This window comes from Nostoc sp. (assembly GCF_036916655.1).
In the GTDB taxonomy this organism is placed as follows: Bacteria; Cyanobacteriota; Cyanobacteriia; order Cyanobacteriales; family Nostocaceae; genus Nostoc.
This window is the reverse complement of record NZ_JBALFY010000024.1, coordinates 25,512-49,629: the sequence shown is the minus strand read 5'-3', so window position 1 is coordinate 49,629 and position 24,118 is coordinate 25,512. Positions and strand designations below refer to the sequence as shown.

The following is a 24,118-nucleotide window of genomic DNA, read 5'->3' as shown; positions in this document are numbered from 1 at the left end:
AATCATATATGAATATGCTTGACCGCTCTAATCTCAGCCATTAGATAATTGAAAAGATATTTATCTCAATGTTTTAATATTCTTAGATTATTTGCAATAAATCCTCAGCCTATTCTCTATAGAACGCCCCGATTTTTTTGCAAGTTAAGAATTTTTACCTAATTAGCAAGTAATTTCAAAGAATGCAAAATACATTAGTTGATAAAACCTTCCGTGATAGCAATGGCAAAATTGTTTTGGCTGAAATGCCAAACCCACCACTTATTCTTTGGATAGTAGCTAGTTTACTAAGTCTAGTTTTTACAACTGGTAAAATCAATACAGTATTAGACGTTCTGGCAAATGGCTCGTTGTTTACTTGGGCGTGGCTGGAACTATTTCAAGGCGTTAACTATTTTCGTAGAGCGCTAGGTCTTGCTGTATTAATTGGTATTATCGTCTTAAAAATTCAGTAATTACAAGATTATAGGTAATGATTAGCACTAGTTATGCAATATTACGGAGTTACTCTTTATTTATCCAAAGGTAACTGCCCAGGTAGGAATGTCAGGGATATTCCCAAGAGGGAAGAAAGATGGTAATTTTCAAGGATGAGTCCAGAAGAAAAAGATCAAAAAATAAAGAGACTAGAGCAAGAAAATCAAGCACTGCGGGAAAGGATAGCAGAGCTGGGCAGATAGGTCAAATGACCAACTTGAAGCAGTGCTGACGTGTGGCGAGTGAATCCCTTGAAGTCGAATGCAACGGAAACCGAACTTCTTCGGGAAAAGTTAGGTGCAATTAAAAATTTGGAATTAGTGCATTATTACTGTCATCAACAAATACATTCTCTAGTACAGAAACCCAATTCTGAACTTGATGATGAACTGAGTCTTTGGTAGCTCTAGGATTTGCTAAAGCCGGATGCTTGGTTAACTTGCAAGTCCTGTTTGTCGGGGGGAAAGGGGTAGTAATATCCCTGCCCTACCCATTAAACTTAAGACTGGTAAGCATCAGCCATTCCTACATTAACCTTGACTTAATCTGTGCTTAAAAATAGCTTAATCATTAAGTATAGATAATGAAAAAGTCAAAAAAATACAATATCCCTAAGCAAATATTGTACCTAGTAGGAATACTGATATGCTCAAGAGAAATCTCTTTCTGTTCTTGTTAGCATCATTTTTTGTTGCCCCCGCAGCCAACGCAGATGTTAAGCTGATCGCAATTGGAAGCCTGAGTGGTAATATCAGCGATCGCTCCCAGAAAACCTCCGCTCCGCTCGAAAATGGTGTTCAGGGAAATCTCCTTGGTGGTTTTGGATCAGGACTGGCCTATGCAGGTCGTAACACCTTCATTGCAATCCCAGATCGAGGCCCCAATGCCAAGGCATACAATAGCGCTGTGGATGACACAACATCTTATATCAACCGCTTCCAAACTATTACTGTGGAACTCGAACCAAGTCGGTCTCCTTTAGGGTTGCCCTTTACTCTTACTCCTTATTTAGTTGACACGACTCTGCTATCCAGCAATAAGCCTCTTTACTACGGTACTGGCGTAGGACTGGGAGTGCCTAACGGTGCCCCTACCCTGAATGCCAAGAACACCTACTATTTCACTGGACGCTCAGACAACTTTGACCCCACTCAGATATCGACCAATCCCAATAATGCCCGCTTTGATCCTGAAGGCGTGCGTGTATCCAATGATGGTAAGTCCATCTTTATCTCTGATGAATACGGCCCTTATGTGTACCAATTCGATCGCAAAACAGGTAAGCGCATCAAGTTCTTTACACTCAACAGCAAGTTTGCTGTCAGCAATCTAAATCCTGTTGGTGCTACAGAGATTAGCGGTAACACATCTGGACGTGTTGCAAACAAGGGTATAGAAGGACTGGCAATTACTCCTAATGGCAATACCCTAATCGGTATACTGCAAAGTCCGCTGATTCAGGATGGGGGTACTAATGGCGCTTACACCAGAATTGTTAAGATCGATATTGCAACAGGTGCTACCCAAGAATACGCCTATAAGCTAGATAATATCGGCACACCAGCTAAACCGAAATACCCGACAGTAAGTGAAATTGTGTCGATCAGCGATCGCGAATTCCTAGTAGACGAACGAGATGGTAAGGGATTGGGCGATGGCTCTCAGGCTGTCTTCAAGAAGATATATCATATCGATCTGACCAATGCTCAAGAAGTCAGCAATATCACCGGGGAAAGCAACCTTGCAGGTAAAGAAGTTAACAAAACCCTCTTCCTTGATGTCGTAGCGACGCTAACTCAGAATGGGATCAAACCAGAAGACATACCCGCCAAACTTGAAGGTTTGGCTTTCGGGCCAGATGTGTTTATTAACCACGCGATCAAGCATACGCTCTTTATCAGCAACGATAACGACTTTGTTGGTACTATAACGTCGGATGCTTTGCATCCAGCAGGTATCGACAACCCAAACAAGTTTTTTGTCTTTGCAATTGATGCTACTGACATTCCAGGATTCGTACCCCAAAAGATTGAAGGAGAACATGAATATCGGGGATTCCGAGGAAGAAGGGGAAGAAGATAAGTAGGTAAGTTGGCGTAAATAATTATTGTTGGGATAAGGCAGGGGGAGAGAGGGTTTGAGCCTTGTTTACTTTTATTCTCACAGTTGGATTTTATTATACCGACTTACTTAGGCACAAATAAACCCAACTATGCAGCGAAATATAAAAGGCTTTAAACCCTTGTAATTACTTCACTTAGCTTCACTCAATTCATAATGACATAGTTATAAATTTTCTCTCCTACTTAGTTGCAAACAATTCAGAGAAGCCCAAAACCCTGATGTCGAGACGCGATAAATCACGTCTTCAGCCTTTAAAAATGATGTCGTATAGTGACAGCAGAATCTCCACCACAATCAGAATCACTACATACCACTCCACTCGCTGACTACTGCTATGCTGCATGAACTCCAGTACTGTTTGTGCTGTTTGGGTAATTAGCTCTAGTTTGCGTTCTAAGGCATTATGACGCTCACGGATTTCGTATTCATCCTCCAAGCGCAGATATAAGTTTTCTAGCTGTGGGGACTCCCAGAGTAACTCCGGCTTATCGATGATCTCTACTCGACCTACAATCTTATGTTGAACTAACAGCGTAGTCCCAAGTTGACGCAGTAATTCCATACTCTGGCGTCTTCCCCTGTGTTCACGCTGGAGACTAGCCGCAAACGGTTCAATTTGATCGAATACAGCCGCGAGGCTAGTTTCATAATGAGACAGCACAACACTCTTAGCGAGAATATCTGCCACTATCTGCAAGCGTTCTACACTAAATTCATGGAGAAAAATTTTTCCTTCCTTAACTCGCTCACTCTCCACAACATTGAGATAAACTTCCACCTCTTCTGTTTCCGGGTTGGCAAAAGAGTCACTAACTTGAGAGGATAGTTTGGTCAAGAAGACTGCCTTTTCTATCGGCTCAAGATTAAACAGGACAACTGCACCATAGTCCAGTAGTACCGCACAGCCGTGTTCACCGACTGAAATTATTACTGGCATAGTCGCCAAGCAAATGTAATTCTCCAACGTCTGTAAGTTAATATCCTCACCAAGAAATAGGGCCTGTGCTCTAAATCTATCTCTGTCATTAAAAAGAAGTTTTTGCATTGTCGCCCTATGCTATATTCTGCCTGCTGATCTCCACTTTTCAATCACAATGTTTGCTGCATTTGAGCATAAGCTTCATAAACACCTTTCACGTTATACCAGTTGAGGAAAATTCGAGCAATTTCTAAAGCTAATTGCGGTTTACCTAAATTAATTAGCCATTGCAATAACGGAGCCATTGTCCGTTCATTCAGTACACCATTGAGTGAAAGAATACCCCAAAGTAAGCGATGCAGCCAAGTCATTTGAATCATCATTCGCACTTCCCATGTGGGATGTTTTTGATAAAACAAAACTCCCATACGTCCACGTTGAATTTCTTGGTCAATTAATCGGGGAATTTGTTCTAAGTTAAATGCTGGATGCCAGTGATATCCTACGGCTTCTGGACATTTAATTAGTGTCAAACCTAGTTTTTTCAGTCGCACACCTAGTTCTAAATCTTCCCAGCCATAGAGTTGAAAGCTGGTGTCAAAAAGCCCGGCTTTCTCTAGCCAATGTTTGGGGATTGCGACATTCCCCGTAGCAAAAAAAGCTGCTGAAAAATCTGTGACTTTGTAGGGTTCAGCCGTTGGATTGTTGAAATTACAAGTATTAATAACTGCGCCGTAAGTGAAAAGGCGATCGCTCCCCAATTTCTCTTTCCCCTGCACTAAGGCGTTATCATGAGCTTGCAGGAAATTATTCAGCACTACTAAATCACTATCAATAAAAATAATTGTATCTCCCAGCGCCTCTTTTACCCCCAAATTCCGAGCCGCAGCTGGGCCAGCATGGTCTTGCTGAAACCATCGCACATGAGGAAACTCTTCTTTGTGTTCTGCCAACCACTCTAATGTACCATCAGTAGAACCATCATCTACCAAGACAATCTCGTAATCAATAACCGAATTTGGCTGACTCAACTCCTGCACCTCCAAAGCGCGGAGGCACTTTTCTAAAATCGGTTGGCGATTATAAGTCGGTATCACAACGCTGAAAAACACAGTCTCCACCCACAACACTATTTATCCATCTCCAGGATAGGACAGATGGGGCGCTGACACTGTTCCTTAGTACAGCCTTGCATAAGTTCGTAAGCCCTAACTATCTAATTGGTATACAAAGCAGGTAAGCTGAGGAAAGCACCTAGCAGCAGTAAAAAATTAGTGATATTAAAGTTGCCTCGCCATCGCCCAGAACGAAAATTCAGTAATATCAAACGAATAATTTTAGAATGTTCGCTCATTGAGTGTGTGCATTGTGGGGCAGAATTAACGCTACGCAGACCAAGACACATGCGTAAAACCATTCAAACAATGGATGGTGCAGTATTTGTGGCAGGCAAGAGTAAAGAATGTACCAATCCTAGTTGCACGCATTTTGGTAAACATTACTACGCTACTGGCGTACTAAAATACAGCTTACCTTACAGTACCTATGGGCTAGACGTGCTGGCGTTTATCGGTTGGCAACATGAGCATGAACATCAACAGTTGGTAGAAATTCAACGCTCATTAAATCAGCGCGGTGTGTCCATTAATGAGAGTAACGTAGGCAAGCAAAACCCTTCAATTTCTGGCACTGTTGGGTGGAACAATGGCACATACACAGGAAAAATTAGCTGCTACAGGCGTTGAACATGGTGGTTTAATTTGGGCAATAGATGCCTTACAGCCAGAAGGACACGGGACGCTCTTATACGTTTTATATGAAGTATTAAGTGGTACACCAGTCAGTGCAATTCAGTTGCCACAAGCACAGGCATCTGGATTAATTGAGTGGCTGCAACCATATCAGGAGTTACCGTACAAAGTGCTGGCAACGCTATCAGATGGGGAATTAGCAATTATTATCGCCATGAATTCCAGTTGGCCAGATGCACCACATCAACGTTGTCAGGCACATTTTCTCAGTAATTTGAGTGAAACGGTGTTGCCGTTAGATACAAAGCTGCGACAACAATTAAAGGCAGATTTAGATAGACTGCCAAAAGTCCCTGAGTACTCAGAAAGACCCCAAGACCCAAGCTCCGAAAAGCAACCAGATAGTACCCCCCTTTTTCAGCAATCCCCTATATGTCACGAGACGCAGAGTTAGTGTCCGTTGAAGCCCAAATTCGTGCTGCAATTCGAGATTGTGTCAATCGCACAAGTCGCAAACCCTGGAGATTGGGTGGTATTGAAGGCTACCAGCAATTATCAGCGATTGGGAAATACTTACTTGCACAAATTCAGCAAGTGCCTGTAACTGAGTATAAAATTCAACGTCGTAGATTAGCTTTGTCCGAAGCCCCTCGTCAACAAAAACATCGTCTTCATCATGATCCAGTTAGCGCAATACAAAGTTTAGTTCATCAACATCAAGAAATTCTCTCTGTGCTTGAGTCTCAGGCTCTTTCATACCAATTAGATAGCTAGGGTTCGTAAGCTTTTTAAACGCAGAGGTACGTGGAGTCAGGTGAAACCAAAGATGGTGGTACATTTAAATGCGATCGCACTAACGAAGCAAAAGCACTATCTGATTATCAAAATAAAAAGCTATCTGACTTCTACTCTAGCCAAGTAAGTGATTTACTGAACATGATATCAGTAGAAAACAAAAGATAATGGTTATCATCCTCTATCTGCTTGAAAAGACGATCGCAAGTATTGATTACAAACAAAGTCATTGTGCAATTAGCAATAAATTACTAATAGGATATTTGCTGCTTAATTTTCTGTAAATTCATTTTTAACACAATTATTACCATTCCTTAAACTAAACAAGATAACTTTTTAGAAGTTGATATAGGACTCATATTTGATTTTTGAACAAAACTCAGTACACCTTTATTCCTTTTTCCCAGTCCCCAGTCCCTTACCTATACGAGTGAGTCAGAAATCAAAGACGCTCATAGCGCAGCGTTAGCGATGCAGGAGCGTCTGACTCGCTACCGCTTCGCTATCGGATTTCTATATTTTTCTGGTGTTCACATATTTGTGAATTTAAGCGGCATACCAATTGAGCGAATCCTGTACTGTAAAAGGCTTTTCTAGTAATGCTTTCACTTGAATGGTGTGGATGTGAACATGATTCGGCAAAAGTATTGAATAATCAGCAGAAATCTCAAGTATTGTGGCTAACTGTAGGTTTACTTGCTGTTTTTTTCGTTGCTGAGTGGAGTGTGGGTTTATGGAGTCAAAGTTTATCTTTACAGGCGGATGCAGGACACATTTTATCGGATATTACAGCCTTATTAATATCTCTACTTGCTAGTTTTTTAGCACAGCAACCAGCGAAGAAAAAAGCAACCTTTGGAAATCAGCGAATTGAAGTTTTAGCAGCCTTGTTAAATGGATTAGGTTTGCTGGCGATCGCTACTTTTATCATATTGGAAGCTATTCAACGCTGGCAACATCCAGCAGCCATTTTAGGCTTACCAATGTTAGGGATTGCCGTATTAGGTTTAATCGTCAATCTGCTCAATATTACTTTGCTTCATCCCCACACTCACGACGATTTAAACTTGCGCGGAGCTTTGCTTCATGTCATCGCTGATACTGCTAGTTCTGTGGGCGTAATTATAGCTGCAATAGCCGTTCATCTTTGGGATTGGTGGTGGGCAGATGTTGCTATTAGTTTAGTAGTTGCAATTTTTACGGGTTTAAGTGCTTTACCTTTAGTGCAAGAAAGTTTAAAGATTTTTTTGGAATATGCACCAGAATCAATTGACCCTCTTGAGGTGGAAATATCTCTCAAATCCTTTCCTGGTGTTGTACAAGTAGAAAAACTCCACATCTGGACACTTAGCTTAAATAAGGTAATGCTTTGTGCAAATTTAACGGTTGAATGTACAACCATCCAAGAACGCGATCGCTTACTCAATAAGTTGGAAAATCACATCCGGCAAACTTTTCATATTGCTGAAATAACTTTGCAGCTAACTAGCTATAAAAAATCCTCATTAATGCCAATTCATCCTTTATTTAAACAAGATTTAGTTTTTATGTTGTCTCATAATAAAGCAAATTAAAACCAGCATATTTCTGTTTATTTGTCTGCATAAATTACTTAAATTAATATTTTAAAATCATGCTTATTGACATTGATTTTAATTGTCAAAGCATCGCGACCAGTTATTAATTAGGAGGTTTCCTGATGATGAGTTTCATGCAAAAATCCCCAATGATTTCATTACTGAAACAGTACAAACGCATCTTGGCTTGGTTCATCTCTGGCCTGGTTTTGGCAGTTTTATTGTTCTTGGGAACATCAAATCAACAACCAGCAACCGCCTCTAACTCAAGTTATCCTACACCCTCAACTGTGCCAAATGTGACTTCTACATACTCAGACTTTGGTGCTACTCACCTAGAACCGAACTTTTATCAGTACTAACGGCTAATACTTGCTCAATTAATTTTAAGGCACACTGTAATGATTTCATTTTTGCGAAAGTACAAGCGATGCCTGCGGCGGGCTACGCCTACGCTAGCTTTGACTATGGTCGGCTTGCTCTGTACAGTCCTACTGGTATTTGCTAATTCTGTTTTTCAGCCGACTCTAGCTGCTGGTAATGGAGTTAACGTAATTATCATGATTGGCGATGGTATGGGTTGGAATATGGCCCGAGCCGCAGCCGTTGCCAAAGGCGCTCCTTTTTACACAAGTGGTAAAGGCTCAGGTCTGAGCTTCCAAAAGCTAAGTGGATATGGGCTGGTAACAACTTACGGCACAACAATTGAGGGAAATACACCAGCTAACCCAACAGGTCAGCCCCACCTAACAAGTAACTCTGCTCTAGATGGATCTGATACATTCACAGGTGCAAGTCCTGTTCGTCCCAACTTCTCATTCAAGCCTACTCCTTTTAATCCAGGCGATCGACTTGATGGCAACAGTTTAGCAGAAGGTAATCTCACCGGCTACGACCCTAGTAAGGGCGGCCCTCTTCCTTGGATTCCTCTGACCCCTGCTAATGCTGGTACTTATGACAAAGAGTACATCAAACACAGTTATCCCGACTCTGCTAACACCGCGACAACTCTTTATACTGGCGTAAAGAGCTTTAACAACGCGATGGGTGTAGACATTTACGAGAAAAAGTTGAAAACCATCTTGGAAATTGCCAAGGAAAATAATAAGTCTACAGGACTAGTTACTTCCGTACCCATTAGCCACGCAACGCCTGGTGCTGCCGCTTCTTTTGTGAATCGCCGCAGCAAATACGATAGTAAATACGACCCCACCAAGACTAACCAAGACAGTGTTCTGCAACAGACTTTACTGAACTTTCAGCCTAATGTTTTGTTGGGTGGTGGTCATCCGAAAGACTTTGACAATAAAAGTAGTACAAGTACTGCGGAAGGTGTTTTTAACTATACGTACATTACAGAAGACACTTATCAGCATCTCAGCAATAACCCTACATCAAATCGTTATGGCTACACCTTTTTGGAACGCGGGCCAAATGCAACTCAGACATTGCTAAACACGGCTGCTAAACTCGATCCAAATAAGGGAGATAAATTATTTGGTCTATATGGTGCGCGTGGACAAGAAGGCAACCTTCCTACTAGTTCTTCTAAGGGAGACTACAGTCTCACAGGTCTGAACAACGGCTCACTTTATAGCTCTGTTGTTAAGAGTGTAAATCCCTGTCCATCAGGTCAAATCATTCCTGGTACATCTGGGGATTGTGTTCCTGTCGTTGACGCAGCAGGAAACCCAGTTAGTGGCCCCACACCTGATACTTTCCGTCCTCTGGCTCCTGGTGAAACCGATGCTAGCTTTATCGCCAGAGAGATTAACGAAAATCCGACTTTGGCTGATCTGACCAAAGCAGCTTTAACAGTTCTAGGTAAAGACAAAGATGGTTTTTGGCTGATGGTTGAGGGAGGCGATATCGATTGGTCTGCTCATGACAACAACATGGATAACCTAATTGGTACCATGAATGATTTTGATAAAGCAGTCCAGCAGGTGATTACTTGGGTAGAAAATCATGGTGGTTGGAGTAAGAACCTACTACTGGTTACTGCTGATCATGACCACTATCTAACTCTGAATGATGATTTTGCCTCTAAATTGACTCCTAATCCTGACCCGAATCAGGCTAGAGGCTTAAAGTATAACGCCAAAGACATCACCTTCAACAAGCACAACCCTAGAGAAGCTGGTCACTTCTGGGGAGCCGATCCAAATTACAAGTACCTCTGGGGTAGCCATAGCCGCCGGATTGTACCTGTGTACTATCAAGGTGCTTATTCATCAACTCTGACTCGATCTTTTGGACAAAAACTCCAGTTTACAGATAGTTCTGGTACTTACACTGCGCCCGGTGTTCGGGGTGTGGTCGATCAAAGTCATATCTTCCAAGCCATGAAAACTGCGATCGCAAGTCCGCACCACTCACGAAATACGAACTGACAAGCTTTGTCTTGCAGAGACTTGGTAACACGCGTCTCTGTCTCAAAAAATGGTTCTTTTATCAATGTAAAAAAATGACTGACTCCATCTTTAAGAAGTTAGCCGCTGCAACCGTAGGAACTGCTTTGATTTTTTCCTTCGGCGAGACTATCCCCGCCCAAGCAGCAGTCCTAACTTATAATTTTTCTAACAACGATAAAACTCTCACAGGCGCTTTTTCATTCGACCAAGCAGCAGCAGCAGACGATCAAGAAGTAACCATCGCCGAAGGTTTAAAGATTTCTGCTACCTATGGTGGACAGTTATACACTGAAGCGGATGATCCTTTAGCCTCAGTTTTCACCGATTTTTCGGGAACAATTTTGAACCAAGCGGGGTTAGGGTTGTATTTTACACCTGGCACTTTTAACGTCTTCCGTGATAGTTTTATCGATTTGAATGATTCCAGTGGTGCGGGTGTTCAAACCGTCACTTACACAAGTGTTCCAGAGCCAAGTTTGATGCTGGGATTGTCTGTATTCGGGTTGAGTTTGTTCTTGGGTAAAAAGCTCGGATCTTCTAGACTATTAAGCACAAAAGCTTAATCCAGATTATCAAGAATAAACTGTTAAGCGGTTTATTTGCATCTATCTAAAACAGGGTGGGATTATCCACCCTGTCAATTTTTCACATTTTTTGAGTCTGGTGAAAACTGATACAAAGCAATATAAAAAAGTTTTATCTAGAAGCGATCGCAATCTTATTTAATTTCTGAAAATTGCAAGGCTTGAATTCCCGACTTTTAGAGAAGTCGGGATTTTTATTATTCAGTTGCATGAATAAAATATACATGGATTAGTTTAGATATAATAATGACTCATTGTTTGTTGTCCTAAGTGGAGAAATTAATGGGTCGCGCCAAAAAGGTTGTCCTAGCATATTCTGGTGGAGTGGATACTTCAGTTTGCATCCCCTACCTCAAACAGGAGTGGGGTGTAGAAGAGGTGATTACCCTAGCAGCAGATTTAGGTCAGGGAGATGAATTAGAGCCAGTTCGAGAAAAAGCTCTGAAATCCGGTGCAAGTGAATCCCTCGTGGCGGATGTCAAAGACAGCTTCATTAAAGATTACGCCTTTGGAGCGATTCAAGCTAACGCTCTTTATGAAAATCGTTATCCTCTAGGAACTGCTCTTGCCCGTCCACTGATTGCTAAGGTATTAGTAGAAACAGCCGAAAAATATGGTGCTGATGCGATCGCTCACGGTTGCACTGGCAAAGGTAACGATCAAGTTCGCTTTGATGTCTCTGTAACCGCCCTGAACCCCAACCTGAAGATTCTCGCACCCGCCAGAGAATGGGGAATGAGCCGTGAAGAAACCATCGCCTATGGGGAAAAGTTTGGTATCCCCTCACCAGTCAAAAAATCTTCTCCCTACAGCATTGACAAGAATTTGCTCGGTCGTAGTATTGAAGCTGGTTTACTCGAAGATCCGTCATTTGAGCCACCAGAAGAAATCTATGAAATGACCAAAGCGATCGCTGACACTCCCAATGAGCCAGAGTACATCGAAATTGGTTTCCAAGGTGGTATTCCGACAAGCATCAACGGTATAGCTAAAAAGCCAGTTGAGCTAATTGAAGAACTCAATCAGCTTGTAGGCAATCATGGCATCGGCCGGATTGATATGATTGAAAACCGTCTGGTTGGCATAAAATCGCGGGAAATCTACGAATCACCCGCGATGTTGGTGCTAATTCAGGCACATAGAGATTTAGAAAGCTTGACTTTAACGGCAGATGTCACCCATTACAAGCGCGGTATTGAAGAAACTTACAGCCAAATCGTTTACAACGGTTTATGGTACAGTCCCCTAAAAGTTGCACTCGATGCTTTTATTCAAAAAACACAAGAACGAGTCTCTGGAACTGTGCGAGTGAAGTTGTTCAAAGGCAACTCTACGATTGTTGGGCGTTCGAGCGATAATTCCCTCTACACTCCCGATTTGGCAACCTACGGAGCCGAAGACCAATTCGATCACAAAGCCGCCGAAGGCTTTATCTACGTTTGGGGATTACCAACTCGCATTTGGTCGCGGCACGCTAAAAGTTAGGAGTTAGAAGTTAAGAGTTAAGGGTTAGGAGTTAGGAGTTAAAAATGCAAAATACAAAAGTAAAAGTTAAAAAAATAACTTTTTACTTTACTCCTCACTCCTCACTTTTTACTCTTCACTACTCACTTCTTTAACTTGCCGAGACTCTAGCCACAGGGGCACAATAATTAAGGCAGCGAGAATCAGTAAAGCTGCGATCGCAAATTGACCCACCCAAGCAACCAATTGTTCTAAAGAGACAACTTGGCCAGCAAAAAAAGCTAACGTCACCATCAAACTAGCCCAAGCAACTGCTCCTAAAAGGTTGTATAAAAAGAATTTTCCAAAGGGCATTTCAGCTATACCAGCTAGTGGTGCAGCAAAAACTCGTAACAATGCCAAAAAACGTCCAAAAAATACCCCTTTAGCAGCATTTTGACTAAATTGCTCTTTAATGTTCAGTAGCCGCACTTCCGAAATCCGAAATATGCTACCGACTTTTACCAGAAAAGTCCAACCGCTAACTCTACCAATCCAGTAGCCACAAGTGCCACCAATGACAGCACCCATAATTGCGTCACCGAGAACCAGCCAGAAATTTAGTTCATCGCTGCCAGCTAGAAACCCACCTACTAAGGTTACGGTTTCACCAGGAAGGGGAATGCCTAAATTTTCTAGCAAAACTCCCAAAAAGATTGCCCAATACCCGTAAGTGTGGGCGACTTTCTGGATATTTTCTAGTGAAATCAGCTCTAAAGACATCCCGCACCGCCGTCTTTACAAATTTTTACTTTTACTACATCTTTGCTTGTTTTTGAGTAGGGTGTCAATCAAACCACTAGATTCATTCATTAAGTCATTAGTTTAATTCTGCACAATTCATAACTTATAGTCTATGGTAACTATTAATTTTCGACTATTAGCAATGTGATTATTGAAAATTATTACCACGAATTAATATTTATTAAAAATAAAATAAAAAATTTATAGAAATTTCATAAACTTCGAGATGAATTATAAAAATTTTGTAAAAGATACGCTTGATACCGAAATTATTAGACCCTTATGCCTATATTGATGAAAGTTATTACAAATTATACGGCATGAATACTGAAATAATTTCTTTCAACTGCACGACTGCAATTGCCCAAATATCTGGGTAAAACAGTCATTTTGTAGTTGAAAGAAAAAAAGTATTGATGCCTTTTTTCAGTTTTTGTCAAGTGTTCCAATTACCCTGTTAAATTCATGGCTCTCACACAACAAGAATTTCCAGTGATTTTCTTTAAACCCAAAGGAAGCATAGATTTGGAAGGCGGTAAGGCCTTAAGTGAACAAATGGCTGGAGTCGTGCCTCAAGCTCATCAACTCTGGATTATCGACCTCACAGAGGTTAATTTCATGGACAGTTCTGGATTAGTCCCTTTAGTAAAAGGGTTAAAAGCTGCACGTCAGAGTGGTTGCCGCTTGGTTTTATGCAACGTAAAGGCTCCTGTACGGTTAATTTTGGAGCTTACCCAACTTGATACAGTGTTTGAAATTTTCAATACTTACCAAGACATTTTTACCACCGTCAAAGATAACAGTCTGGTGCTAACAGTCTAACTAATAAATCTACCGATAGAAGGATGGTAAAGTCAAGCAATATTTGCATTTTTTCGCGTTCTCCAAGATAACAGTCTGGTGCTAGCAGGCTTGTGTTCTTTTTTTCTAGAGAAGAATGTTGCGGAAAACTCATGGTTTTGAGTTAGGTGGTATGAATGGCAGATGAATGAATCTGCTTGCTGCAAGCCATCTACCAAAGAGGATGTTTGAAAAGTACTATTGCTAACATGGCAATCTCAGAAACCTAACCCCTAGCCTTCTGAATGGCACGATGGTTTCAGAAAAATTAAAACCGGGTTGCAAAGCTTCTCTCCACCTCGGAGAGAGCTTTGGATATGGGTAAAAATTTATGGCTCTAAACGATAAATAAAACAGGAGTCAGAATTCAGGAGTCAGAATTCAGAATTCAGAATACTCTATCCATAAAAGGATAGAGTTTTAAGGCGAGAATATTTTAATTTTTTTCGCCCCTGGTGGGCGAAAGCGCGTAGCGGCACATATCCCTACGGGGATCTTGCTACGCGGTAGCGTCTCTAAGAGTTGTACAGTTTTAACCAATATTCATAACCCACTTGTACAGAATTCATACTGTTAGCGGATAGCTAAGGTTTAGCTCATTCTGACTCCTGAGTTCTGAATTCTTCTTATAAAAGCTTCTATTTTTTTCTTTTTTCGGATGAAACCACCCTGCCTTCCCGATTGGGGAATGGGGGTTTCAAAGCATTTCTTTGCTTGCCTAACGGCAGGCTGACACCAAGAGGGAGAGCAATGAATATAAGTAGGGTTTTTGGTATGCTCTACTACTTTTCAAACATCCTCTAAAGCAAAAAATAGCAAAGATCGTCAAAGCAAATGTAATTCTTGGTGGCACTCCCCAATCTTTTAAAGACAGGGATTTTCAAATTACAAATTACTCTGAGCTAATTTTTCTAATTAGAGCGGCATAAATAATTAAATAGTCTCCAAAATCCTTTGCCGCAACAATTTCTTACCTCTTAAGGTTCCACCATAATGGTAATATTAGGCATTCTGGGGAGTCGAAATGTTAGTTTGTTCGGATGCTGGACGGGGAAAATTTGGCAAATCAATACCGCTATGACTGGCATTGCGAGTTTTGAGTGCTAAACGGTAACTCACGCTTTGCAGTTCTGCTTGTAGCTGGCGGTTTTCGCGTTGTAGCATTGCTACTTTTTCTCTGACTGGCGTCATCCGCTCCTCAAACTTCCGTCGGTAAATTTGAGGCAACTCTTGTACTACTTGCTCTAACATCCGAGTGCGATCGGTGAGTTCTTGAACTGATTGTCGCAATTGATAAATCTCGGAGTCACGAGTTGTAATTTGCTCTTGGTAGAATCCCACCTGCTGCTCTACAGCTTGGAGTTGTTCTTGCAAAGCGTGTAACTGGCTTAAATCGCGCTCAATATCAGGCTGTGGGGGCATAAAACTAGTATTGCCCTTTACCAGCCGGAAAAGTTCTTGAGATAGTTGTTGTACTAATTGATCGCGAAGTTGCAACTCTTGGCGTAGCTGCGATACTTCGGTAGAGAGAACTTGAATATTCGGTGTATCAGATTGGATCACAGTAGCTTAAAGCTCCCATTCAGAATCTTGTCCACTCTTAGGTATAACTGCGGGAGTACTACCTTTGGCAAGTATTTGTTAATTTAGCATTCCCAAACAGGTCACGTCGCTTCGCTCCGAATTAAAAATTAAAAATTAAAAATTAATAATCCCCATAAATCAATTTAAGGGCTTGTATTATGAGTCGGTTTCGGTTATGGGAAAAGAAAAATACAAAATTTTATTGAATGGGATTTGGGGATTGGGGATTGGGGATTGGGGATTGGGGATTAGGCATTATAGAGATTAATTATTTTAATTATTTTTTCCTCATCTACCTGTACCCTAATCCCTACTCCCTACTCCCCATTCATTACACTGTTGCAGTTGCAGCTACTTTAGTGGGCCTTTCTTTTTCCTCTTTAGGAGGTTTTTCTTCGGCAATTTCTTGCTTAACTGTCAGATAGCGAATTACTTCTTCACTCAAGCGCATGGCACGTTCAAAGGGAGCGATCGCAGTTGCCGGGGCACCGTAGTTTAATTGGATGTAGATGCCATCTCGATGTTTTTTGATTTCATAAGCGAGACGACGCTTACCACGATTTTGAATTTGGATATCTTCAGCGCCTTGATCGCGAAGCAAATTCTGATATTTAGTAACTGCTTGCTCTACCTGTTCCTCTCCGAGGTCAGGACGCAGAATGTACATTGTTTCGTAACTTGTAGTCATATTTTCCAATTTCCTCATGGACAAAAGTGGCTGCTGATGTTAATTTATACCTTTTTTGTATTAGAAATGCCAGTGTAGATCAACATCTGAAGCAACAAGGAACTATAATCTTACCAGTTTTCAATTTTGTTTCATTAGCCAAATCGCCAAAATTGGGATTTTTGGGATGCCCATAATGAAAACTAGGTCGGGAGGCAACCCCTAACTGAAGGATTGCCACTTGCTTACAGCTTCTAATCGCATATAAAAGGATATTCATCAAGGTTATGGCGCAGCGCTACGTGCGAATTCAAAATCCAGAAGGACAGATTTACTACGGGTTACTACATCTCTCCCTGAATGTGCAGGTGTTAGATGCTCCGCCCTGGTTACATGGACAACCCACTGATTTAACTTTGACACCAGAAAATTACCAAATTCTGGCTCCCTGCGCTCCCTCAAAAATTGTGGCGGTGGGTAAGAATTATGCCGATCATGCAGCCGAAATGGGAACTCCAGTACCTTCTGAGCCATTAATCTTTCTCAAGCCACCCACGTCGATCATTCCATCTGAAAGGGAAATTAAATATCCTCCCCAGTCGCAAAGAGTTGACTACGAAGGAGAGTTAGCATTAGTGATTGGCGATTACGCCTTTGAATGCACACCAGAGGTAGCCCAAACCAAAATTTGGGGCTACACCATCGCTAATGATGTCACAGCGCGGGATTTACAAAAAAAGGATGGTCAATGGACGCGGGCCAAAGGTTTTGATACTTTCTGTCCTTTGGGCCCTTGGATTGTACGAGAATTAAATCCGGGAGCGAGATTACAGACTTTTGTGAATGACGACGTTAATCCAGTCCAATCTGCTTGTATCGATCAGATGGTGTTTTCTCCCGATGTTTTAGTTTCCTATATCAGTCAGGTGATGACGTTATTACCTGGTGATTTGGTGCTTACAGGTACACCAGAGGGTGTCAATGCATTGCATCCAGGCGATCGCGTCCGCGTTGAAATTGAAGGTATTGGTCGCCTGGAAAACAGTGTAGTGGCTCGTTAACTTCTAACGCACCTGCATATACACTGCATCGGAAATTGCCGGTATTTCGGCATAACGCCCGATCACAGATTGAATCACAGAATATACTGCTGCTCCCACTATGCCGATAAAAATAGTTGTGGATAGGGTTTGGATTGCAAAACCACCAGCGGGAATTAGCCCCACAACATCAGTCAGGATGCCAAACAAAAAGATAATAATGTCCAAAAGGATTGCTTGCATGGTGTTGAAGCGAATAAAGTGACTAATTTTTTCGTTTCTTACTACCAGCAAAAATAAAGCAAAGAAAATAATCATTCCTGCATAACGTACACCATAGTAAATATTTAACAATGGCAAAAGCGGCAGAAACAGCAGTTGTAGTGGTGGAAACTCTGAGAACAAATATCTACCAAATACAAAAACTTCGACTAGAGGAAGCAAATAAGGCAAGGAAGCAAAAATTCGATCTGAAACTGTTGTAGACCCGCGCCAAGACATTATGCGTTCTCCTGTGGTTAAATTTCTATAGTCACTTGAGCTTAGGATAACGCAGTTGCTTGGTCTTGCTGACAAATTCAACTATTCTATATGGGCAACGCGAAAGCCCATCATGCACTCATACTGATCCGGCTGCTGTTGAGTAAGTTTGCGAATAGCTTGACCACAGCGCAATTGACCACCACGCCAACGTGGCTGACCGCTCCCGTCAGCGAGTAAACAAGAGTGACAAACTTGCTCAGGGGCAAGGATTTGATCGTCCATTAAAATGACTAACATCGAATCCCTCCTGTAAATCCTCATTGTCAAACAATTTTGGATTTTAGATTTTGGATTTTGGATTGACCCCATAGATTATATCTAGGGTTAAGTGTTGTGATTGGCGATCGCAGATAACACTTAAGAGCCACATCCTACCTCTTTGTAGCAAAAATGTAGGCAATTACGATTCAATAAAAATTGTCAAGTTAATCTGAATTTATTGTACGTTGTGTACATTCCAAATTGGACATTATTGTAAAAAATAATACACAATTTTTGGCAATAAGTTGGGCAGATACAGCCAAGGGTATCCACTGAACCCTGTTAATTTAGCACTTGAGAGTGTCAAACTTAATATTCAGAAAATAACAAAAGCTTTATGCACAAGCAACACGGCGAATCTTTGAAATTTCCTTGACGTGACTGGTGAAAGTGTGATAATCAAGTCAGTAAAACTCAGTTAACTTGATAGCCATTTAAGTGATGCATTTCTAAAATACTGAGGTAAACTTGCAAGCAAGTTAATACATAATATTACTCAGCGGCTCGTCGGTCTGGGCATCACTTACAATGGAACACTGGCAATTTCTGATACAGAAACAAGGCGCTCGCTCGTGGCATATTCTAGAATCGCCAAATTTGGAAATTTCGGAAGGGCAGTATAGAGTTTTGGCTCGTTCTAACCTTCCGAATACAGATGTGGAAGTACGGGTAACTCACTCTTCAACCCAGGAAGTTCAACCAACGCGGCGAATTTTCAAGCGATCGCGTCGCACTAACTCAGAAGGCTTAATGGCGGTAATTCCTTTTACCTACTTCCAGGCGGGAGTTTGGGAGTTGCGCTGTTCTGGCGATTTGATGTCGGATCTGCTGGGTAAATCTTGGCAATACAGAGTCCAAGTACAAGTTTTGTCTCAAGAAGAAGAGGAGGCGAAGCAGAGGGAGAAGGCAGAATCATATTTACTCGTTCAGCAAAATACTGTTTCTGAAAATCTGGAATGCACTGCCTCAGCAGAATCAGATACGATCGCTGTTTCCGCAGAACTGGAATCTACTGTCCCAGCAGAACCCACAATTACCTTAGATAATGCGATCGCTGTTTCCGCAGAACTGGAATCTACTGTCCCAGCAGAATCCACAATTACCTTAGATAATGCGATCGCTGTTCCCGGAGAACTGGAATCTACTGTCCCAGCAGAATCCACAATTAATTTAGATAATGCGATCGCTGTTCCCGGAGAACTAGCAATTACTGGAGAACTTGAATCGACTGTCCCAGCAGAACCCACAATTACCTTAGATAATGCGATCGCTATTCCCGCAGAACTTGAATCGACTGTCCCAGCAGAAACCGCAATTACTTTAGATAATGCGATCGCTGTTTCCACAGAATCGGCGATTGTTCTATACAGCAAACCTATTAGTATTGTTCTGCCAGATAAAGGGAACTTAGAAGACACTGCCCCAGTAGAACCTTTAATTGGGTTAGATCAAGCGATCGCTGTTCCCGCAGAACTGGCAATTACTACAGACAGCAACACTACTAAAACTGTTCTGCCTGATGAAACAGAAGAAAATATAGCGATCAACGAGCCTGTGAGTCCTTTGTGGCTCAAAGGTGAGACAGTAGAACAGATTTTACAAAATTTAATAGATTTAGCTTTACCCGCCTCTGAACTGCTGCCCAACGATGATAATGTTACAGATTCTTTAGCGACACAACTACCGCCACCATTACTATTAATTTTAGACCAGGATAATTATATTGCTCGTTGGGGACAAGCTCTTGCAATCAATGGGCACATAGAATCCAAAGAAAATACAAATCTAGATCAGGCTGAAACATTATCTCCAAAAAGGCTACGGGCACTTGAACTAGGAATTGAACTGCGATCGCCCAAAAACTTGAAAATCTTGACCAAGGTACGCCAAATTCTACCAGATCAAGAGTTACCCTTCAGTATGAATACCTCAATTAATATTCCAGCTGACTGTGAATCTAAGTTAATTTTGGCAGATATCAATTTGTATGGTAAATTCGCCGATGCTGGTGAAGTCATTCGGTTAGCTAGCCAGTCTTTCACGATTACAGCAGATGTCACAGAATTACTGGCAATCACAGCCATAGCAAAACCTAGTACAGATGCAATACCATCGGACTCATCTGCTGCTTTCATAGAACCAGAGACACCTGTTAGGTTAGATTTGAAACTATTAAATCTGGTCAAAATGGCAAAAACAGACCAGTCTCAGATAGTTAATCCATCCCCAAATACACCATTACCACCGCAAATTAACCTGCAAGCTCTGCGAGAAGCTACTCTACGGACATCTAAACTAAAGAATTCAGGCACTTCACCTCAATTACCGAAACTGCCCCCGATTCAAAGCGATGCCAATAATCCCGCAGATGTTGTTGCAGAACAACCTATACAGGAAGAACTTCTAGAAAAAGACGCTAATATAGCCGCCATCAACTTGGAGCAATTGGTTATCAAGCAACGTCGGATGCCAATACTAGAAACTACTTTGCCATACTTGAGACGCCGACAAATTTTGCCAGGTGATACAGAAGAAGTTAAAAAAAATGTCCTCCCAGATGCCTTGGAGGTTCAAGGGACTGAAAACTTACCGCAGTTAGATGCAATTGTACCTGAAGATGAAAATACACCTGAATTAATAGTAGCTGATGCAACATCTCAAGAAGAATTTGTTGCTGAAGTAGAACCCCCGCAAAATGAACCATCTCAAGAAGAATTTGTTGCGGAAGTAGAACCTTCGCAAAATAAGCAATTGCAGAAAGAACCTGTTGCTGAAGTAGAACCCCAGACAAATGCACAATTTATTACAACAGACAACCTTTACTCATCTCCTTTACTCAGAAAGTGGATGCAGAGCCAAGGATACTCTTTGCCTGAATCAATCAATGATCTGCAACCTGAAGACTACGATAATTATGAGCCAGCGCCGCAGACACCCCTTTCTCTGAGTTCAGAAACAGCGAATGCGGATGTTAACTTGCCATTAAACCTAAATGCTAACACTGAGATATGGCGCGAACAAGCTACATGGGAAGAAGTCCAAGATTTGGCTGAGGAACTGAAGAACTTTGGGGAAGATATAGACACAGCGCGGGAAGCGGATGTAGAGATAGGAGAAAATACAGAACTAGAAAAAGTACTAGAAGAAGCAATACTCTCATCGGCTTTGTCAACGCAAATACCGCCGCCGCCTCCTCCGATAAAAACAAATATAGCGTCAGCTTGGTTGGCGCAAGAAATCGTTGTAGATGATACAGATAGTGAACTGGAAGCCGATTTAATTAGGGGTTACACCTTTGAACAAAAGGAGCAACCATTATTAAATATATCCCCTTCCTTACCTATAATTACGGCAGCCACTAAGGTTTTGCCAATTCCACAGCTGTATGTACCAGAAGGCGAATTAATCGCTGGTAAGTTTATCATAGTGCGCGTAGTACTACCTGAAGTACCTCCGCAAGTTATTGTCAAGTTATGGGTTGAAGATTATCAAACTCGTTGGTTACTAGATGGGCCCCATTTATTGACAAATTTACTACCTAATGCTTCAGGTGGGTTGGAAGTGATGACGCAATTAAACATTCCCTTTGGCTGTTTAGAAATTCGCTTGGAAGCGATCGCACTTGATCTGACAACCCAACAAGAAAGCCACAAAGTCACAATATTGCGGACTGTAATTCCTCCAGACTTACCAGACTTGCAGCTAGATGAACTCCTGGGTCTCTAACTTAGGGATGACGGGGTATTAGGCATTGGGAAGAGGCAGAGGGGCAGGGTGCTGCTCTTGCTGAGGGGAAAACTCTTCTCCCTTGCTTCTTTCCCAGTCCCCAATCCCCAATCCCCAATATTGCCTGTGTTAAAAATATGAAAGAATTTCAAATATTTGGCAGAATTTGCAGTAAGCTCATTTTGAATTGTAGTGTGATTCGATAGGAACCTTTACTATGGCAGCTTCTTTTTTGCCTTCTATCTTGGCTAGTACTTCCTACTTGCCTGCTATTTTCGTTCCCATAATCGGTTGGATTTTGCCAGGTGTGGTATTCTCGTTTCTGTTTTTATACATTGAAAGCGACGACATCAGCAACATTAACTAATACTGATGTAGTCATTGGTTATTAGTCATTAGTCATTAGTCATTTGTAAAAAACAAATGACAAAGGACAAAGGACAAATGACCAAAATTAATACCGCCTATCTCATAGAGACAGGCGGTTTTTTTAACGTTGATTTCTCAACAAATGCTAGAAAATTCTAACTTATAGTATTCGGTTCAAACTAACTAATGTTAAATCGAAGAACCGAGTCCGGCGTAGGCACCATAAAAGAAAATGCCCAAGACTGTAATTATACCTAAACCTGCGATCGTAGCGACGACCCACAGGGGAATTCTCCCACTTCCTGCAGACACAGCTTCTCTCCTCCCTTAACAAAAATTCAACACACGTTCAATAAACAAAGATTAACAACAGTAGTTCCAGTTAGTTAAAGAAGTAACTGGAAAATAGAATACCCAGAACGAAAACTAGCAGTAATCCCAGGTATAGCGAAGTCCGGTTTAGTTCAACCGGCTGATTATTGGGATTGGGCGATCTTTCTACCATAATTGCTCCTAACGTTGAATAAATTGCATTGCGGCGATCGCGCCTAAAAAGAATACAGTTGGCACACCTAAGGTGTGTACTGCCAGCCATCTAACGGTAAAAATTGGATAGGTAACTGGTTGATTGATGTTGTTTCCGCTAGTCATGATTTCAAACTACTTTCCAATAAATTCTTCAACTTGTTTTTTAGCTTCAAAACGGTTCTTCACAATGGGCACTTCTTGGCGCGCTGGTGTGAAATACTCGTTGGGGCGGGGTGTACCAAAGGCATCATAAGCCAGCCCGGTGCTGACAAATAACCAACCAGCAATAAACAATGCCGGGATGGTGATGCTGTGAATTACCCAGTAGCGAACGCTGGTAATGATGTCCGAAAACGGACGTTCTCCAGTGGTACCTGACATTTAGATTCCTACCTTCACAAAGAATGTTATAGAGTTTATTATCCTACAAAGTTAAGAAAGAGTTACAAGTTGCAAAGTTCTTCTCAGAAATAGGTAGTGGGGATTGGGGATTGGGGATTGGGGATTGGGTACTGGGGATTGGGTACTGGGTATTGGGAAAACTCTTAGTTAGTTCCCAGTCCCCAGTCCCTAGTCCCCAGTCCCCATTAAGCTGCTTCTGGAGTAGTTGTTTCCGGGTTTGGTAGATATTTGAGCAAAACACCGCGATCGCCAACTATAAATCCCCGTTCTGGCTCTAAGAATACAATCTTGTACAAATTAGCCGCCACTTCTTCCACTTCACGGTCTTTTTCCCAGGTTTTGCCACCGTCGGCACTCCGTAGTAAATTACCGCTACCGCCACCTATCCAAATTTCATTGGGTGTGCGATATGCCAAATCCAGTAAACCCCAACTTGTAGATAACTCTGGATATTGTGCCTTTTGCCACTCGTCAGGTTTAGTTTCGTCACTAAACTGAATTTGGCCTCCTCTAGCTAGTAACCACAATTGCCCATTGTTAGCAAAACCCATGTTTTCTACCCGCCGAGAACTATTGCGATTATGGGGAACCCAAGCATCCTGCCCCGGTTCCCAAGTTGAGTAGAAGCTACCCTTAGCAGAAACAGCAACATATTTACCATCAGCAGAACGTTCTAAGTTACGTACCACACCAACTGCTGATTCTACCTGGGCTTTCCAGTTTTTGCCGCCGTCTGTGGTCTTATATATGGCTCCCACATCAGTAGCCATCTCTGCTGTATTGGCTGCCAGTGCCTTAACTGCGATCGGGCTACCTGGTAGCTTTTCGCTCAAAGGAATACGTGACCATGAAGCACCTTCATCAGTTGTATGCAGCAATAGTCCAGGCTCTCCGGCTATCCAGCCTTCTTTTCCTGCAAAACTTACTGAGTCAAAACGATACTTTTGCTCATCGAGTTGCAATGTGATTGGTTTCCAGGTATTACCACCATCATTGGTTTCCAACAGGGTGGCATTGCTACCTACTAAGTAACCATGTTCAGGGTTATCAGTAAAACCTATATCCAATAGATTCGAGTCAGTTGGTACAGAAATGACTTTCCAAGGGTTGTAGCTAACAGAGGGAATTTTGCTACAACCCATGCATATTACGACTACTATTAACAAGGCAAATATTCGTTGCCAACTTTTCAAAAATGAATGCATCAGTATTTCTTAGTTGTTTCTAAATTTCTCTAGGAGTCGGTAATCAGGATGCTCGACAATCCTGG

Annotated in this window: 29 protein-coding genes; 16 read left to right on the top strand and 13 right to left on the bottom strand. The window is 41.8% G+C overall.

What is annotated here, in order from left to right; genetic code table 11:
- The first annotated feature begins 182 nt into the window (after positions 1-182).
- The 3 genes from V7L31_RS06615 (at position 183) to V7L31_RS06605 (ending at position 2,559) form a co-directional block, all read left to right on the top strand.
- Positions 183-455 (top strand): hypothetical protein, encoded by a 273-nt coding sequence (locus V7L31_RS06615; protein ID WP_334695504.1) that lies wholly within the window; start codon positions 183-185, stop codon positions 453-455.
- A 273-nt stretch (positions 456-728) separates the two neighbouring features.
- Positions 729-881, top strand: a complete 153-nt coding sequence (locus V7L31_RS06610) for a hypothetical protein (RefSeq protein WP_334695503.1) — start codon at positions 729-731, stop codon at positions 879-881.
- Positions 882-1,122: 241 nt separating this feature from the next.
- The gene (locus V7L31_RS06605; RefSeq protein WP_334695502.1) at positions 1,123-2,559 is read left to right on the top strand and encodes an esterase-like activity of phytase family protein; all 1,437 of its coding nucleotides are present in this window, start codon (positions 1,123-1,125) and stop codon (positions 2,557-2,559) included.
- Between the two features lie 286 nt (positions 2,560-2,845).
- On the opposite strand, the gene V7L31_RS06600 is transcribed toward V7L31_RS06605, so the two are convergent.
- The 3 genes from V7L31_RS06600 to V7L31_RS06590 form a co-directional block, all read right to left on the bottom strand.
- The gene (locus tag V7L31_RS06600; RefSeq protein ID WP_334695501.1) at positions 2,846-3,646 is read right to left on the bottom strand and encodes an RMD1 family protein; all 801 of its coding nucleotides are present in this window, start codon (positions 3,644-3,646) and stop codon (positions 2,846-2,848) included.
- A gap of 44 nt (positions 3,647-3,690) precedes the next feature.
- Entirely contained in the window at positions 3,691-4,632 is a 942-nt protein-coding gene (locus tag V7L31_RS06595; protein WP_292842087.1) for a glycosyltransferase family 2 protein, read from the bottom strand.
- Between the two features lie 104 nt (positions 4,633-4,736).
- Positions 4,737-4,874 carry a hypothetical protein gene (locus V7L31_RS06590; protein ID WP_334695500.1) on the bottom strand — a complete coding sequence of 46 codons (138 nt, stop codon included), beginning with the start codon at positions 4,872-4,874 and terminating at the stop codon, positions 4,737-4,739.
- A gap of 49 nt (positions 4,875-4,923) precedes the next feature.
- Here V7L31_RS06590 and V7L31_RS06585 point away from each other — a divergent pair, with 49 nt between their 5' ends.
- From V7L31_RS06585 to V7L31_RS06545, 9 genes are all read left to right on the top strand, one after another.
- Positions 4,924-5,265: a hypothetical protein gene (locus V7L31_RS06585; RefSeq protein ID WP_334695499.1), complete on the top strand. Its 342-nt coding sequence runs from the start codon at positions 4,924-4,926 to the stop codon at positions 5,263-5,265.
- Complete coding sequence (locus V7L31_RS06580) at positions 5,225-5,725, top strand: hypothetical protein (RefSeq protein ID WP_334695498.1); 501 nt, start codon at positions 5,225-5,227, stop codon at positions 5,723-5,725. Before V7L31_RS06585 ends, V7L31_RS06580 begins: the two co-directional genes overlap by 41 nt.
- Positions 5,704-6,045 (top strand): hypothetical protein, encoded by a 342-nt coding sequence (locus V7L31_RS06575; protein WP_334695497.1) that lies wholly within the window; start codon positions 5,704-5,706, stop codon positions 6,043-6,045. The genes V7L31_RS06580 and V7L31_RS06575 overlap by 22 nt, the downstream gene beginning before the upstream one ends.
- 30 nt (positions 6,046-6,075) lie before the next feature.
- Positions 6,076-6,234, top strand: coding sequence for a hypothetical protein (locus tag V7L31_RS06570; RefSeq protein WP_334695496.1), 159 nt, complete (start codon positions 6,076-6,078; stop codon positions 6,232-6,234).
- Between the two features lie 431 nt (positions 6,235-6,665).
- Complete coding sequence (locus V7L31_RS06565) at positions 6,666-7,640, top strand: cation diffusion facilitator family transporter (protein ID WP_334695495.1); 975 nt, start codon at positions 6,666-6,668, stop codon at positions 7,638-7,640.
- Between the two features lie 125 nt (positions 7,641-7,765).
- On the top strand, positions 7,766-8,005 hold the full coding sequence (locus tag V7L31_RS06560; protein WP_334695494.1) for a hypothetical protein: 240 nt from the start codon (positions 7,766-7,768) through the stop codon (positions 8,003-8,005).
- Between the two features lie 39 nt (positions 8,006-8,044).
- Entirely contained in the window at positions 8,045-10,036 is a 1,992-nt protein-coding gene (locus tag V7L31_RS06555) for an alkaline phosphatase (RefSeq protein WP_334695493.1), read from the top strand.
- Positions 10,037-10,110: 74 nt separating this feature from the next.
- Entirely contained in the window at positions 10,111-10,620 is a 510-nt protein-coding gene (locus tag V7L31_RS06550) for a PEP-CTERM sorting domain-containing protein (RefSeq protein ID WP_334695492.1), read from the top strand.
- A 303-nt stretch (positions 10,621-10,923) separates the two neighbouring features.
- A complete protein-coding gene (locus tag V7L31_RS06545) occupies positions 10,924-12,126 on the top strand; it encodes an argininosuccinate synthase (protein ID WP_334695491.1) in 1,203 nt (400 codons plus the stop codon).
- Positions 12,127-12,234: 108 nt separating this feature from the next.
- Here the strand turns inward: V7L31_RS06545 and V7L31_RS06540 are convergent, their stop codons facing one another.
- Positions 12,235-12,867 carry a DedA family protein gene (locus V7L31_RS06540; RefSeq protein ID WP_334695490.1) on the bottom strand — a complete coding sequence of 211 codons (633 nt, stop codon included), beginning with the start codon at positions 12,865-12,867 and terminating at the stop codon, positions 12,235-12,237.
- A gap of 486 nt (positions 12,868-13,353) precedes the next feature.
- Between V7L31_RS06540 and V7L31_RS06535 the strand changes: the two genes are divergently transcribed.
- Positions 13,354-13,710, top strand: coding sequence for an STAS domain-containing protein (locus tag V7L31_RS06535; RefSeq protein WP_334695489.1), 357 nt, complete (start codon positions 13,354-13,356; stop codon positions 13,708-13,710).
- A gap of 1,020 nt (positions 13,711-14,730) precedes the next feature.
- Here the strand turns inward: V7L31_RS06535 and V7L31_RS06530 are convergent.
- Positions 14,731-15,291 carry an Npun_F5560 family protein gene (locus V7L31_RS06530; RefSeq protein ID WP_292842107.1) on the bottom strand — a complete coding sequence of 187 codons (561 nt, stop codon included), beginning with the start codon at positions 15,289-15,291 and terminating at the stop codon, positions 14,731-14,733.
- A gap of 352 nt (positions 15,292-15,643) precedes the next feature.
- Positions 15,644-16,000 (bottom strand): 30S ribosomal protein S6, encoded by a 357-nt coding sequence (gene rpsF, locus V7L31_RS06525; protein WP_179065663.1) that lies wholly within the window; start codon positions 15,998-16,000, stop codon positions 15,644-15,646.
- 266 nt (positions 16,001-16,266) lie between these two features.
- Between rpsF and V7L31_RS06520 the strand changes: the two genes are divergently transcribed.
- Positions 16,267-17,040 (top strand): fumarylacetoacetate hydrolase family protein, encoded by a 774-nt coding sequence (locus V7L31_RS06520; protein WP_334695488.1) that lies wholly within the window; start codon positions 16,267-16,269, stop codon positions 17,038-17,040.
- Between the two features lie 3 nt (positions 17,041-17,043).
- Here the strand turns inward: V7L31_RS06520 and V7L31_RS06515 are convergent, their stop codons facing one another.
- Together V7L31_RS06515 and V7L31_RS06510 are read right to left on the bottom strand one after the other, a co-directional pair.
- Entirely contained in the window at positions 17,044-17,520 is a 477-nt protein-coding gene (locus tag V7L31_RS06515) for a Tic20 family protein (protein WP_334695487.1), read from the bottom strand.
- An 81-nt stretch (positions 17,521-17,601) separates the two neighbouring features.
- Entirely contained in the window at positions 17,602-17,799 is a 198-nt protein-coding gene (locus V7L31_RS06510) for a hypothetical protein (protein ID WP_334695486.1), read from the bottom strand.
- Positions 17,800-18,351: 552 nt separating this feature from the next.
- Between V7L31_RS06510 and V7L31_RS06505 the strand changes: the two genes are divergently transcribed.
- The gene (locus tag V7L31_RS06505; RefSeq protein WP_334695485.1) at positions 18,352-21,549 is read left to right on the top strand and encodes a hypothetical protein; all 3,198 of its coding nucleotides are present in this window, start codon (positions 18,352-18,354) and stop codon (positions 21,547-21,549) included.
- A 217-nt stretch (positions 21,550-21,766) separates the two neighbouring features.
- Positions 21,767-21,916, top strand: a complete 150-nt coding sequence (psaI, locus tag V7L31_RS06500) for a photosystem I reaction center subunit VIII (protein ID WP_334695484.1) — start codon at positions 21,767-21,769, stop codon at positions 21,914-21,916.
- A gap of 191 nt (positions 21,917-22,107) precedes the next feature.
- Here psaI and V7L31_RS06495 read toward each other — a convergent pair whose 3' ends face one another.
- The 5 genes from V7L31_RS06495 to V7L31_RS06475 form a co-directional block, all read right to left on the bottom strand.
- A complete protein-coding gene (locus tag V7L31_RS06495; RefSeq protein WP_179065658.1) occupies positions 22,108-22,230 on the bottom strand; it encodes a photosystem II reaction center protein J in 123 nt (40 codons plus the stop codon).
- Between the two features lie 70 nt (positions 22,231-22,300).
- On the bottom strand, positions 22,301-22,423 hold the full coding sequence (locus V7L31_RS06490; protein WP_012411802.1) for a photosystem II reaction center protein L: 123 nt from the start codon (positions 22,421-22,423) through the stop codon (positions 22,301-22,303).
- A gap of 8 nt (positions 22,424-22,431) precedes the next feature.
- Positions 22,432-22,569, bottom strand: coding sequence for a cytochrome b559 subunit beta (gene psbF, locus V7L31_RS06485; RefSeq protein ID WP_015115279.1), 138 nt, complete (start codon positions 22,567-22,569; stop codon positions 22,432-22,434).
- 9 nt (positions 22,570-22,578) lie between these two features.
- Positions 22,579-22,827 (bottom strand): cytochrome b559 subunit alpha, encoded by a 249-nt coding sequence (gene psbE / locus V7L31_RS06480; protein WP_094348030.1) that lies wholly within the window; start codon positions 22,825-22,827, stop codon positions 22,579-22,581.
- 206 nt (positions 22,828-23,033) lie between these two features.
- Complete coding sequence (locus V7L31_RS06475; RefSeq protein WP_334695483.1) at positions 23,034-24,053, bottom strand: photosynthesis system II assembly factor Ycf48; 1,020 nt, start codon at positions 24,051-24,053, stop codon at positions 23,034-23,036.
- Positions 24,054-24,118 lie beyond the last annotated feature (65 nt).